Source organism: Rathayibacter iranicus NCPPB 2253 = VKM Ac-1602 (assembly GCF_003149025.1).
Classification (GTDB): Bacteria; Actinomycetota; Actinomycetes; order Actinomycetales; family Microbacteriaceae; genus Rathayibacter; species Rathayibacter iranicus.
Window position 1 is genome coordinate 51,085 of the sequence record NZ_QGDV01000005.1, and the last position, 12,430, is coordinate 63,514.

Below are 12,430 nucleotides of genomic sequence, written 5' to 3' on the forward strand. Positions count from 1 at the left end.
GCTGCGGGGAGCGGACGGATGCCGCTCGGTACCGTGCACATCAGTGCGCCGGGACGATCTCTGCGCGCCAGCTGTCGTACCGGCCGCCCTCGCTCTCGACGGCGCTGACGACCTGCCGCAGGAACGCGCTGGTCGACTCCTCGTCGACCGCCGCGTAGTGGCTGGCGACGAGTACCCAACGCAGGCGGAGACGGGAAATCGCGATCTGGTAGCCGGAGGCGACGAGGATGCGCCCCGCGCGACGGGCGACGCTGCGCCGAGAGAAGACAGCGAAGTGGTCGACCTCGCGTAGCTCCCAAACTTGATCGCCATAGCGCAGCCGGATCTCGAGCTGCTGCGCGGCTCGGGCCAGTTGCGCCTCAAGGGCTGTCACATCCCGCACGCCTGTTGCGGCGCTCTCGTTACTCATCGGCCGGTGAATTCTGCGGTCGTCCGGCTGAGGAACGCCTCGGCGCCGATCCGGGCATCGTCTGATCCGACCAGGCGGGCGAGCTCGGTGGGGAGAGCGGCGGCGGCCTCGGCGTCGGAGGCGACGACCGCGAGCCGGGCGTTCGCAAGCGCCGCTTGGACCGCGAGCGGAGCCTGGGCGGCGATGCGCGCAGCGAGCGCATGGGCGACGTCGGCGACGGTACCGTCCGGGACCACCTCTTGGACGAGGCCGATGCGGTGCGCCTCGGCGGCGTCGAAGAGCTCTCCCGTGAGGATCCAGCGCATCGCGTTGCCCCAGCCGACTGCCCGCGGGAAGCGGAGCGTCGCGCCGCCGAATGGCAGAATGCCGCGTGTCACCTCGATTTGCCCGAATGTGGTCGACTCCTCGGCGACGACCACGTCGCTCGCAAGCGCCAGCTCGATGCCGAGGGTAAGGCAGGTGCCCTGCAGGCCGATGACAACAGGTTTCGCGACGGGGCGGGTGTACACGCCCCACGGATCGAGGCCACACTCGGGGACGAAGTCGAGACCGCCGGTGCCGAGACGCGGGCCGATGTCGGCGAGGTCGAGACCGGCGGTGAAGTGCTCGCCCTCGGCCAGGACGACTCCCACACGCAGATCGGGATCGCGGTCGAGTTCGCCGTAGGCGGCGGCGAGTTCGGAGAGAAGGCGGATGTCGGCGGCGTTGCGCTTCTCGGGACGATCGAGCACGATCGCCAGCACGGGACCCCGCCGTTCGATCCGCACGCGTGGTCGCTCGTCGCTCATCGTTCCTCCGTCCGGTCGCCTTCGACTATCTTGCCGGGTGCCACCGACACCCGCCGGGGCTTGCGCAGCGGGCGGAGAATTGTCTCGGCTCCTCGGTCAGACTCCGCGAGACAGGGCGCCGAGGATCCGCAGGATGGTCGGCAGATCGTCCTCCGCCGCGTCGGGAGAGGACGGGGCGAACGAGGTGACTCCGGCGCCAGCGAGCGGGAAATGTGCTCGCAACGCGTCGAGGCTCGCGACGAGGCGAGCGGCGGGGACGCCGAACGGTACCGGATCGAACAGGCCAGCGAAATCTGCCGGATCGAGCACGTCGAGGTCGATGTGCACGTAGACCGAGGCCGCGCCGGTGGCCTCGACCGCGGCGACAAGAGACTCCGGATCGACGGCGTCGGTGTCGAGAGCGGTCGCGCCTCGCTCGAGTAGCGGCTCGAGTTCGCCGACGTCGGCGGCACGGACGCCCGCAAGCACCACCTGCTCGGCCGCGACCCGCTCGTCAGCGGAGGGAGTGAGAAGGCCAACGCCCTGTCCGAGCACCGCCGCGAGGACCATCCCGCAAAAGGCGCCGCTCACCGACGACTCGGGCGTGTGCGCATCGGGGTGGGCGTCGAGCCAGACAAGCGCCACGGGACCCGGCATATGACGGACCGCGTGGCCGATCCCCGCGAATTCGACGCCGCAGTCACCTCCGATCGTGATCACGGGTTCAGAGCGTCCGGCGAGAGCGTCGCGCATCCGCTCAGCGGTCGCGGCGACGGAGGCGTAGCGGCGGACTCCGGTGTCTTGAGTATCACCGGCCTCGGCGGGCACCTCGACGGTGGTGGTGGCGGAGGACGGCAGATCGCCCCGGATTGCTTCGGCCCCGTCGACGAGGCGCATCGCACGGGTCGATGCCGAGCCCTGCCACTGGGGGACGACGAGGAAGGAGGCCATGCGTGTCACTATGGCATGCGCGCCGCGGCGCCTCCTGGCTCAGGCGCCGGGCGCACTGCTCGGCAGGGTCGCGGGAGCTGGTGGCGCCGTGGGGCCGTCGAGGTCGACGAGGGCCTCGTCGAGGGCCGATTGCGCGCGATCCGCGGCTGCGCGGGCCTGGTCGAGAGCGACCGCGGGCTGGGTCGCGGCTCGGTGCGCCGCACTCTCGAGCTGCGCGATGGTCTCCTCGGCCAGAATCCGCGGCGCTGGTGTGACGCGCTCGCCGTGCACGGCCGTCAGGAGCTCCACAGCCCCCGCGCCGAGGTGGGCCGCGGTGCGCGCCGCTTCGAGGAGGAGCAGCTGGCGCGCGGCCTGCGCGCGCGGCTCGCGGTAGCCGGCCACCACCCGGTCCAGCGCGGCATCGGCCTCGAGGAGGAGGACGAGCAGAGCCGCCGGGTCGTGGCGGGCGCCGGCCGAGCGGGCCTCGTCCGCATCAAGGAGGAGAGAGCGCGCGGCCGAGCAGGCGGTGGCGACGTCGGCGGCAGAGGCGAGTTGCGCGGAGGTGCGCAGGGCCGAGAGGGTCACTGCCCGCTCCAGGTCCTCGCGAATAGAGCGCTCGACTCCGCTGAGCTGCGTCTGGGCGCGGGTGAGGAGCGCGACGAAGGCTTCGACCGCGTCCAGCAACGAGTCCGCGTCCTCTCGTCCGCCCGCTGCCAGCTCAATCGCCTCGCGGAGGGGGCGGACGTGACGCTCCGGCGTGGTCGAGGCAAGCGCGGAGATGTCGGCGCGCGCTCGGTTCAGGCGCTCCGAGAAGGACGGGGGTAGCGCGCTCATTCCGCGATCGTACGGCCCGAGTGTGACACCGCGTGACATGCGGAGTCGCCCATCGGCACATCCGTGCGCAGGATGGTGCCATGACCCGCTCACTCGCCATCGTCGAGGTTGTCCGCGCGCGACCCGGTCGCGAGGACTACCACGCCTATGTGCAGATCCTGAACGGTCGGATCCTGACCTTCGCCCGCGAGCACGGCTGGGAGGTCCAGCGTTATGCAGCGGAGGAACTTGGCAGCGCAGAACTGCTCGCTCGGACGGCGGGCACCGACGCGCTGGTGCTGGCGGGCGGCGAGGACATCGCCCCGGAGAACTACGGCGCCCGGCGCGGATACCCCGGAGAGGGGCCGCATGCGGAGCGGGCCGACGCCGCGCAGATCGCGCTCGTGCACCGCGCGCTGGTGCGGCGTACTCCGCTCCTGGGCATCTGCCGCGGACTACAGATCGTCAACGTCGCGCTCGGCGGAACGCTGGTGCAAGATCTCGGCCCCGAGGCGGCGCACGTGAACGCGGCGGGCGCCGCGCACGAGCGTATGCACCGGCACGAGGTCGAGCTCGAGGCCGACTCCACGCTCGGCGGGCTCTTGGGGGCAGGACGGCTGGCCGTGCAGAGCGCCCACCACCAGGCCGTCGATGTGCTCGCGCCGGGTCTTCGCGTCGTTGCCCGCGCCGACGACGGAGTCGTCGAGGCGGTCGAGCACGGCCGCGCACCCCTCCTCGGGGTTCAGTGGCACCCGGAGGATCCCCAGTCGCCGCCGGGTCAGCTCGCGACTCTTCTCGGGGGGCTTCTCGACGCAACGGACGTCGCGCTCGCGGCATGAGCCCTGGCCTCAGTCCTGGGTGTCCTCGTGAGCTTTCAGCGGGTGCACGTCTGTGAAGCCGGAGAAGGTGGCGACGTCCTGCCGGACCTTCGCGTCTCATCCAGGTCGCATCATCCATGTACTGCCGCGGGAGCCGTAGTTGTGCTTATCAAGGCTCCACGATCGCTCTCGACCCGCCGAGACGACTCAGCGAGCCAGCCGCGCCATCCAGGCCTCAATGTCGTCGGCCGTGCGGGGGATGCTCGCCGAGAGGTTCTCAGCGCCGTTGGCAGTGACGAGCACGTCGTCCTCGATCCGCACGCCGATGCCGCGCAGGTCCTCCGGGACGGTGAGGTCATCGGGCTGGAAGTAGAGCCCGGGCTCGATCGTGAAGACCATGCCCTCCTCGACCACTCCGTCGAGGTACATCTCGCGCCGCGCCTTGGCGCAGTCGTGCACATCGAGTCCGAGGTGGTGGCTGGTGCCATGGACCATGTACCGGCGGTGCTGCTGGTTGTCGGCCTCGAGCGCCTCCTCGGCACTGACCGGCAGCAGGCCCCACTCGGCGGTGCGCTGGGCGATCACGGCCATTGCCGCGGCATGAACCTCACGGAAGCGGATTCCGGGCCGGACGATCGCGAAGGCCGCATCGGCCGCTTCCAGGACCGTCTCGTGCACTCGCCGCTGCGCCTCGGAGTAGTGGCCTGTGACCGGGAAGGTGCGGGTGATGTCGGCGGTGTAGTAGCTCTCTTGCTCGACGCCGGCGTCGAGCAACACCAGCTCGCCGGGACGCACGGGCCCGTCGTTGCGGGTCCAGTGCAGGATGCAGGCGTGCGGGCCTGCCGCCGCGATGGTGTCATAGCCGACCGCGTTGCCATCGGCGCGGGCTCGACCGGAGAAGACGCCTTCGATCAGACGCTCGCCGCGCTCGTGCGCAATGATGCGCGGCAGATCTGCCAGTACATCCTCGAAGCCCCGGCCGGTCGCCTCGACCGCGGCGCGCAGTTCGGCGATCTCGTAGGCGTCTTTCACGAGGCGCAACTCGGCGATGTCCCGCTCAAGCGCGCCGTCGCGATCGGCCAGTTCGTCGGCGTTACCCGCCGAGAGTCGTTCGGCGACCAGCGGATCGGCCTCGCGTAGCAGGGCGACGGGAACGCCGTCGCCCGAGTCGAGGACGGCGTCGAGTTCGTCGATGCCGCGCGTCTCGAGTCCGAGGTCGCTCGCGACCTGCGCGAGTGACGGGCGCGGGCCGATCCAGAATTCGCCGATTTCTGAGTTGGCGTAGAACTCATCGGAGGTGCGACCGGCCCGCTCGCGGAAGTAGAGCGTCGTGCGGTGCCCCGACTCGGCCGGCTCGAGCACCAGGACCGCGCCGGGCTCGGAGTCGGAGCCCCAGCCCGTGAGCCAGGTGAACGCCGAGTGCGCGCGGAAGGGATAGTCGGTGTCGTTCGCGCGCTGCTTCAGCCGGCCGGCGGGAACGATGAGGCGGACGCCGGTGTGCAGAGCCGAGAGGCGTTCACGGCGCGCGGCGGCGAACGACGCCTGCTCGCGGGGGCCGGGCAACGGCTCCTCGTGCTCGGCCCAGCCGGAGGCGATGAAGGTGCGGAAGCGGTCGGAGGCGGGGGTCGTGGAGCGGTTCGCAGTGGCGCGGGGGTGCGGGGGTGCAGCGGGGTCGGGCGTCTGAGCGGCGGTCCGCTCCTCCGTGTTGGTCATGCCGCCTATTGTCCTCCTCCGGTCGACGGGCGGAGGCTGCGAGGGGTCGAGGGGGAAAGATCGGCAACGGTCACGGCCTGTGGAGGAGCCTGTGGAGCAGTCTTAGGAAGAGTCTTTCACCAGGCCGCGGACCGAGAGCTGGACGACGAGGGGCCGGTGATCGCTCCCCGCCTCGTCACGGTCCGTGACCACGAGATAGCCCGAGACTTCCCAGCGACCGGAGAAGAGAACGTAGTCGATGGGAGCGCCGAGGGCAGGTGGGATCGAGGCCGGCCAGGTGCCGAGGGCGCCACCTCCTGCACGCGCGCCGGCGTCTTCGCATCCTCCCAGCGCCGCAGTGCCGGGAAGATCGGCCCAGTGCTCGGCGGTGGAGTTGAGGTCACCGACCACGATGACGTCCTCCTCCGCGGTACACAGCCGAGCCAGACCGGCGAGGTCGCTCCGCCATTGGGCCATGCCCCCGGGGATGGGAGCCATCGTGTGAACGGCGGCCAGCACCGGCCGCTCGGGGGTGTCCGGCCGGGCGATGAGCGAGGGAGTCTCGCCCGTGATGACGGTGCCTGAGTCGATGCTGTACCCGCCGAGGCCCGGTGAGAGCAGCAGAGCGGAGCCGTCGGTCCCGCCCGCTCCGGCGTAGTGGAGCGTCATCGGCGCACCCGCGACCGAGAGAGCATCCGCGACCTCCTGGGCACGCGAGCGCGAGACTTCGAGCAGGGCCACGGCGTCGACGGCGTTCTCCTGTGCGAGCTCCACGATCGTCTCGGTCGGCACGCCATCGTGCAGGATATTCCAGCTCGCGACGCGGACATCGGCGAGCCGGTGGGCGCGCGGGGGAGCGGAGCCGTAGCCGCGCAGGCCCTGCACGCCCGCGAGGACCAGCGCGAAGGCGACCCCGAGGGCGGCGAGCGCGAGTGACAGACGGCGGATCGGAGCGACCAACACCGCGAGCACGACCAGGACGGCGGCGGCGGCCACGGCGGCGAGGCCGGTCGCCAGCCGGAACGGCACGATCTGCGCGAACGGTGCCTCTCGGGCGACGCCGAAGAACCCCGGCACGACGAGCACCAGCAGCATGATCGCTACCGCGAGCGCCACCGCGAACTTCACCAGTCTCGTCGCCATCCCCGATCAGGCTAGGGCATGCGGACGGCCCGTCTACGATGGAGTGCATGCATATCGATGGAGGCGCGTACGACCTCCACACCCACTCCGTCGTCTCCGACGGGACTGAGACTCCCGCAGACGTCGTCCGTGCCGCCGCCGCAGCGGGACTGGCAGGAGTGGCCCTAACCGACCACGACACGACGGGCGGCTGGACAGAGGCGCTCGACGCCGCCGAGAGCGTCGGGATCGACTTGCTACCCGGCATGGAGTTCTCCTCGCGCGTCGGCTGGGCCAGTGTGCACGTGCTCGCGTACTTGGTCGATCCAGCCAATGCAGACCTCGTCGCGGAGACCGCGCGCATCCGCTTGGCCCGCACGCACCGAGCGGAGGCGATCGTGACTGCGATCGCAGCCGACTACGACCTCACCTGGGATGACGTGCTCGACCAGACGATTCCGGGTACGACCATCGGCCGCCCCCACATTGCCGACGCTCTGGTCGCCCGCGGGCTCGCGACGGACCGATCGGCGGCCTTCGCGGGGATTCTCGATTGGCGTGGCGGCTACTATCGTCCGCACTACGCACCCGACCCGGTCGACGCCGTGCGGCTCATCCGCCTAGCCGGCGGAGTACCTGTGATCGCGCATCCCGCCGCGAGTACGAGAGGGATCGCGGTCGAGTCGATCCTGCCGCAGCTCGTCGACGCTGGGCTCTTCGGCCTCGAAGTCGAGCACCGCGAGAACACGGCCGACGGTAAGCGGCGCCTGCGCGAGTTAGCGACCCGGTACTCCCTTGTCACCACCGGATCGAGCGACTACCACGGCACGGGCAAGCCCAACCGCCTGGGCGAGAACACGACGCCCCGCGCGACGATCGACGCGATCCGCGCCTCCGCCCGCTGACGCCGCACCCGCGCCGCCTCTCCTCCTCGCGCGCGAAATGTCGCGAGATCCCCTCGAACGGACGACATCGCTGTCCGTGGCGCCCGATCTCGTCCGTTTCCCGCGATCTCGCCGGTCGTGAGCGGTCGACGTTCGCGAGATTGGTCGCAACGGACGAAATATGCCGCCAGGGACGGCTCTCTCGACCGTTTCGGCCGATCTCGCGACATTTCGCGGGGAAGGAGGAGAAGAGGGGCCGGAGGGGGTCAGAGGTGGGTGTCGGGGCGCGGGGAGCGGCGGCGGGAGCGCGTGCGGCGGCGCGGCTCGCTGTTGCCGTCGTGGTGCTCCTTGCTCTCGCTCGAGGGTGCGGGGCCGGTTTGCACGGCGGCGGGTTCGGCGGAGTCGCCACGGGTGCGGCGGCGCGGCTGGCGGTCGCTGCGCTCCGGGCGTGCATCGGCTTTCGCCTCGGCGGGAATCGGGGTTGGCTTCAGCCGACCTCTCGTGCCCGCAGGGATGTCGAGATCGGTGTAGAGGTGCGGCGACGAGGAGTAGGTCTCGACCGGATCGGGCTGGCCGAACTCGAGCGCCCGGTTGATCAGGGCCCACTTGTGTAGGTCCTCCCAGTCGACGAAGGTCACCGCGATGCCGGTCTTGCCCGCGCGGCCGGTGCGGCCGACACGGTGCAGGTAGGTCTGGTCGTCATCCGGGATCGTGTGATTGATGACGTGGGTGACGTCGTTGACGTCGATGCCACGCGCGGCGACATCGGTCGCGATGAGGATGTCTTTCTTGCCGGCTTTGAATGCGGCCATCGCGCGCTCGCGCTGCTCCTGGTTGAGGTCGCCGTGCACGGCGGCAGCGTTGAAGCCACGGTCGTTCAGCTCCTCGACGATGCGGGCGGCAGCGCGCTTCGTGCGCGTGAAGATTACGGTCTTGCCGCGACCCTCGGCCTGAAGGATGCGTGCGATCACCTCGTCCTTATCGAGCGAGTGCGCCCGATAAACAATGTGCTTGATATTGGCTTGCGTAATGCCCTCGTCGGGGTCCGTTGCGCGAATGTGGATTGGCTTGTTCATAAAGCGCCGCGCAAGGGCGACGATCGCACCCGGCATTGTCGCCGAGAAGAGCATCGTGTGGCGGGTAGCGGAAGTCTGCGCGAACAGCTTCTCGATATCCGAGAGGAAGCCGAGGTCGAGCATCTTGTCGGCCTCGTCGAGAACCATCACCTTCACGTCTGTGAGGGAGAGCAGTCGTTGCCCGGCGAGATCGAGCAGGCGCCCGGGCGTGCCGACGACGATCTGCGCACCCGCCTTGAGCTGCTCGATCTGGCCCTCGTAGGCCTTACCGCCGTAGATCGAGACGATCTTGGTCGGCCGGTTCGAGGCGGCGAGTTCGATGTCCTCGGTCACCTGTACCGCGAGTTCCCGCGTCGGCACGACGATGAGCGCCTTGACGCCGGGGGCGGGATCGGTACCGAGGGCCTGGATAAGGGGGAGGCCGAAGCCGAACGTCTTGCCGGTGCCCGTCTTGGCCTGGCCGATGATGTCCTGCTTCTGCAGGGCCAGGGGGATCGTCTGCTCCTGAATGGGAAACGGCTCGAGGATGCCCTTGGCGGCGAGTGCGGCGACGATGTCATCGTCAATATTCAGATCGGAGAAAGTCACGGAGTGAAGCGCCTGTCGTGTCGAACGGTCTACGCCCCTGTACGACTCCGGGCGCAGCGTCACCGATCCAGCGCCGGTGACATCCCGGCGAGTCTACTGCTTTCGACCCCCAGGGCCCCGGAGGCGGCAGCCACAGCGCCCCGGACCGGCGCGCACCTGCGCTCTATGCTGAGGGGATGGCTGCCTGGTTTCGACGTCGACGTCCGCTCCTCGACGTCCCCCGTCTGACACCGCGTGGCGAAGCAGTCAGGAAGCGCGACCGCGTCGATCTGGCCGACCTCACGCCGGAGGTCCTGCCCTATCTCGGCCAGGTGGCGTACCTTCAGCTCGCCGTCTTTGAGGTGCTGGCTCGCGCCGTCGCCGAGAGCGACGATCTCGCTGACAAGGAGTCGATTTCCTCCGCCGCAGGAACCGCTCTCGCGAAGCATCACGCCGTGGTTGCCGAGCTGCGTCGACGTGACGTCGAGCCGGGCGAGGCGATGGCGCCGTTTCGGCCGGCGATCGACACCTTTGAGCGCCTGACGCGTGGCGCTAACCTGCACGAGACGCTGCTCTCGGCTCACATCACGGCCGGCCTGCTCGATGACTTCTTCATCCGCCTCTCCGGCGGCCTGCCGAGCGATGTCGGACCGCGGATCGCCCACACACTCGGCGCCGACACCGGGGCCGACGGAGTGATCGCCATCCTCCGCCGCGAGATCGCCGCCGACGAGCGCTTGGGCTCTCGCCTGGCGGTGTGGGGCCGTCGGTTGGTCGGCGACACCCTTCTCGTGGCTCGCTCAGCACTGTCCGGCTCGGGCAACCACGACTCCGACGAGTCGCGCATCGAGCCAGTCTTCACCGAACTCATCGCTTCGCACACTCGGCGGATGGACGCTCTCGGTCTCACGGCGTGAGGGCGGCCTCGCGGAGTGAATCTTCGGGGAGTCGTGGAACTCCCGCGCCTTCGTGCGTGGTCAGGGCGCGACGCGGCCCGACAGCATGGCCTGCAATGCGGCCTCGTCGCGGCGCGCTCGAAATCGGCCGAGGGGCAGGGCGATCAGCACGACGGCGACAGCGGTGACGGCCAGCGTGATGATCCAGATCAGTCCGCCGTCCCACGGCAGGCCCGCCCACGTCAGCGCCACCCAGAGGACCGCGGCAATCAGCCCGCCAAGGGCCGGCACCAGTACGGAGCCGTGCAGGTGCCGGTGCGGCACCGTGTAGCGCGCACCGAGGCCGATCAGTGCGCCGAACAGAGTGGCAAAAAGGAGTTCCACGACAAGACCGCGGGGGAGCGCCTAGGCGACGAAGCCGATGCGGCGCGACTCCTCGGAGCCGACCTCGACGAAGGCGATGGTGTGGGTGGGGATGATGTAGATCTTGCCCTTCTCGTCGCGGAGGCGGAGGACCGCGGTACCGGCCTCGAGGGCGGTGGTCACCGTCTTCTCGACCTCGGTCACGGACATCGACGACTCGAAGTTGAGTTCGCGCGGGGTGTTGACCATTCCAATACGGATTTCCACCAGCAGTGCCTTTCGGGAGGGGATGTGCCTGTCAGGATACGGGACCGCGCTTCAGCGCCGGCACCGGTTTCGCGCTGAGCGGAGCGGGCAGGGTGGGGGACCGGTGAGCTGCGCGGGAGTGTCGGACGCATGGATTGCACTACGGTACGGAGGCACCCCGGAGCGAACGGGTGCGGGAAGAGGTGCCGGCTGATGAACGTTGCATCACGGGGAGACCTCTTCGTGCATCGCCTCCTAGAGCAGATTGAGCCGTGGACACCTTGGTACCGTCGCTCATGGGAGGGTGGTTCGCTCCTAGCGCTTTGGGAGTTCTCGGGCTCCCTGAAGTGGGTTCCCGAAAGGGTAGTCGCTCAAGGAGCACTCGATCGCTTCTCACGGCGCATCCTCGGTGGGTTGGGAAACGATGCGGGCCTGGCAGGCCTCTCCGTTCGGGAGCAGCTCCACGATATCCTCAAGAGTAAGTTGAGCTACTCCTCCCAGCGCCATCGTCAGTTGGATCATCTCATTCAGTTCGCGGAGTCGAGGTATTTCAGCAACTGGAAGGACAAGCTCAAGGAGCACGGAGATAATCTTCATGTAGAGCGTGCTTCGCGTTATCTCTCTTCTGCGGTTCTGGATCAAGGATATGATGGCGAATGGCTTCGGAAGTACGTTCATTCCCTTATTAGAAATGGCGCGAAAACCCTCGATATCGTGGAGGAACTGGAATCCCTTTTCTTTAAATCTCCGATTCCGCACAGAGGTTTGGTTCTCATTCATAAAATCCCCGATCACATCGAACTTGAGAAAAGTCCGCAGTGGAGGTCTAAAGATGTTGCTCTTGGAATTCTGAGCGACTGGAAGGACCAGCGCGTCGAGGGTGACCTTATTATTGGTTCCCTCGAATTCGAGGTGGAGGCACTTGATCCTGGGTCGGCCACAAGAATTGTTGCGGAGAGAATTACCCGGCTTGAGAATCAACTACGCTTTGAACCGGGTGAAATCAAGTTCGCCTATGATCCCTTTTTTCGCATGGAATCTGGAGCAAAGCGTCTCGCTCAGCGGCGGAAGGCGATAGTCCTCAGGTCACGGACTGCGGGTGAGAAACTTCGGAATGGCATCGTCTTGAATGGACAACCGACCGCGCTAGACGATGCTTTGCAACTCGCTTCTCCCCTAACTGATGGTCCGGACACTTTGGCGGTTTCGTCAGCATGGGCTTCGATCGAGTCCCTTCTTACTGACCCCAGTGACGGAGATGAGCGCGGTTTCGGGGGTAAGGCGATCGCCGCCGACCGCGCTGCGTCGATCCTTGCCGCAGCATGGGGGCGAGCTGAACTTGGTCGACTCTCTTATTTGGTAGAAAGAGAAGAGAGGGCTAATCAGCGATTGCTCTCCGTGCTCGAAAGCGTTGAGGATACCGCCGGTCGAGCGGAAGTTATGTACAGCTGGTTGCTCTCCGGGAATGTCATCGACTTCCTCGATTTTCGATCGCAACAGGCTCTTAACAGGATGAAGCAACTTGCGGAGGACCCAAAGAGTACGCTCAACCGCGTGAGGAAATACATCAACCATGCATTGCATCGACTGTACCGACAGCGGAACATGGTTCTACATGGCGGCGACGCAAGGCCGGTCGGGCTCGAAAGCACGCTGCTTTGCTCTGGTCCATTGATCTCCGCTGTCTTGGATCAGATGATTCACGCGGAACAATTTCACGGAGTCGCTCCGCTCCAGCTTGCGGCGCGCGCTGAGGTCGGCCTCACGGCCGGAGGCTTGGACGGCGCCTGGAACCCCGCGAATTTGCTTAGCTTCTGAGTGAGGGGTGATCCTCGAAGCGCACTGAG

General features: G+C 67.9%; 13 protein-coding genes. 4 read left to right on the plus strand and 9 right to left on the minus strand.

Going from position 1 to position 12,430, the window contains the following annotated elements:
- Positions 1-40 precede the first annotated feature (40 nt).
- From B0H03_RS07420 to B0H03_RS07435, 4 genes are all read right to left on the minus strand, one after another.
- Complete coding sequence (locus B0H03_RS07420; RefSeq protein ID WP_109714859.1) at positions 41-409, minus strand: ribonuclease E inhibitor RraB; 369 nt, start codon at positions 407-409, stop codon at positions 41-43.
- A complete protein-coding gene (locus B0H03_RS07425) occupies positions 406-1,197 on the minus strand; it encodes a crotonase/enoyl-CoA hydratase family protein (RefSeq protein WP_104263796.1) in 792 nt (263 codons plus the stop codon). Before B0H03_RS07425 ends, B0H03_RS07420 begins: the two co-directional genes overlap by 4 nt.
- 96 nt (positions 1,198-1,293) lie before the next feature.
- Complete coding sequence (locus B0H03_RS07430; protein WP_104263797.1) at positions 1,294-2,127, minus strand: arginase family protein; 834 nt, start codon at positions 2,125-2,127, stop codon at positions 1,294-1,296.
- Positions 2,128-2,166: 39 nt separating this feature from the next.
- The gene (locus tag B0H03_RS07435) at positions 2,167-2,940 is read right to left on the minus strand and encodes a hypothetical protein (RefSeq protein ID WP_104263798.1); all 774 of its coding nucleotides are present in this window, start codon (positions 2,938-2,940) and stop codon (positions 2,167-2,169) included.
- 80 nt (positions 2,941-3,020) lie between these two features.
- On the opposite strand from B0H03_RS07435, the gene B0H03_RS07440 reads away from it, so the two are divergent.
- Positions 3,021-3,758: a gamma-glutamyl-gamma-aminobutyrate hydrolase family protein gene (locus B0H03_RS07440; protein WP_104263799.1), complete on the plus strand. Its 738-nt coding sequence runs from the start codon at positions 3,021-3,023 to the stop codon at positions 3,756-3,758.
- Between the two features lie 186 nt (positions 3,759-3,944).
- Here B0H03_RS07440 and B0H03_RS07445 read toward each other — a convergent pair whose 3' ends face one another.
- Together B0H03_RS07445 and B0H03_RS07450 are read right to left on the minus strand one after the other, a co-directional pair.
- Positions 3,945-5,450, minus strand: a complete 1,506-nt coding sequence (locus B0H03_RS07445) for an aminopeptidase P family protein (protein ID WP_104354068.1) — start codon at positions 5,448-5,450, stop codon at positions 3,945-3,947.
- Positions 5,451-5,552: 102 nt separating this feature from the next.
- A complete protein-coding gene (locus tag B0H03_RS07450; RefSeq protein WP_133248937.1) occupies positions 5,553-6,572 on the minus strand; it encodes an endonuclease/exonuclease/phosphatase family protein in 1,020 nt (339 codons plus the stop codon).
- A 47-nt stretch (positions 6,573-6,619) separates the two neighbouring features.
- On the opposite strand from B0H03_RS07450, the gene B0H03_RS07455 reads away from it, so the two are divergent.
- Complete coding sequence (locus B0H03_RS07455) at positions 6,620-7,456, plus strand: PHP domain-containing protein (protein WP_104263802.1); 837 nt, start codon at positions 6,620-6,622, stop codon at positions 7,454-7,456.
- A 245-nt stretch (positions 7,457-7,701) separates the two neighbouring features.
- On the opposite strand, the gene B0H03_RS07460 is transcribed toward B0H03_RS07455, so the two are convergent.
- Positions 7,702-9,099, minus strand: a complete 1,398-nt coding sequence (locus B0H03_RS07460) for a DEAD/DEAH box helicase (protein WP_104263803.1) — start codon at positions 9,097-9,099, stop codon at positions 7,702-7,704.
- A gap of 176 nt (positions 9,100-9,275) precedes the next feature.
- Here B0H03_RS07460 and B0H03_RS07465 point away from each other — a divergent pair, with 176 nt between their 5' ends.
- Positions 9,276-9,995 carry a ferritin-like fold-containing protein gene (locus B0H03_RS07465; protein ID WP_104263804.1) on the plus strand — a complete coding sequence of 240 codons (720 nt, stop codon included), beginning with the start codon at positions 9,276-9,278 and terminating at the stop codon, positions 9,993-9,995.
- Positions 9,996-10,055: 60 nt separating this feature from the next.
- Here B0H03_RS07465 and B0H03_RS07470 read toward each other — a convergent pair whose 3' ends face one another.
- Complete coding sequence (locus B0H03_RS07470; RefSeq protein ID WP_104263805.1) at positions 10,056-10,358, minus strand: hypothetical protein; 303 nt, start codon at positions 10,356-10,358, stop codon at positions 10,056-10,058.
- A 21-nt stretch (positions 10,359-10,379) separates the two neighbouring features.
- Positions 10,380-10,604: a DUF3107 domain-containing protein gene (locus B0H03_RS07475; RefSeq protein WP_104263806.1), complete on the minus strand. Its 225-nt coding sequence runs from the start codon at positions 10,602-10,604 to the stop codon at positions 10,380-10,382.
- A 192-nt stretch (positions 10,605-10,796) separates the two neighbouring features.
- Between B0H03_RS07475 and B0H03_RS16175 the strand changes: the two genes are divergently transcribed.
- Positions 10,797-12,401, plus strand: coding sequence for a hypothetical protein (locus tag B0H03_RS16175; protein WP_127843850.1), 1,605 nt, complete (start codon positions 10,797-10,799; stop codon positions 12,399-12,401).
- Positions 12,402-12,430 lie beyond the last annotated feature (29 nt).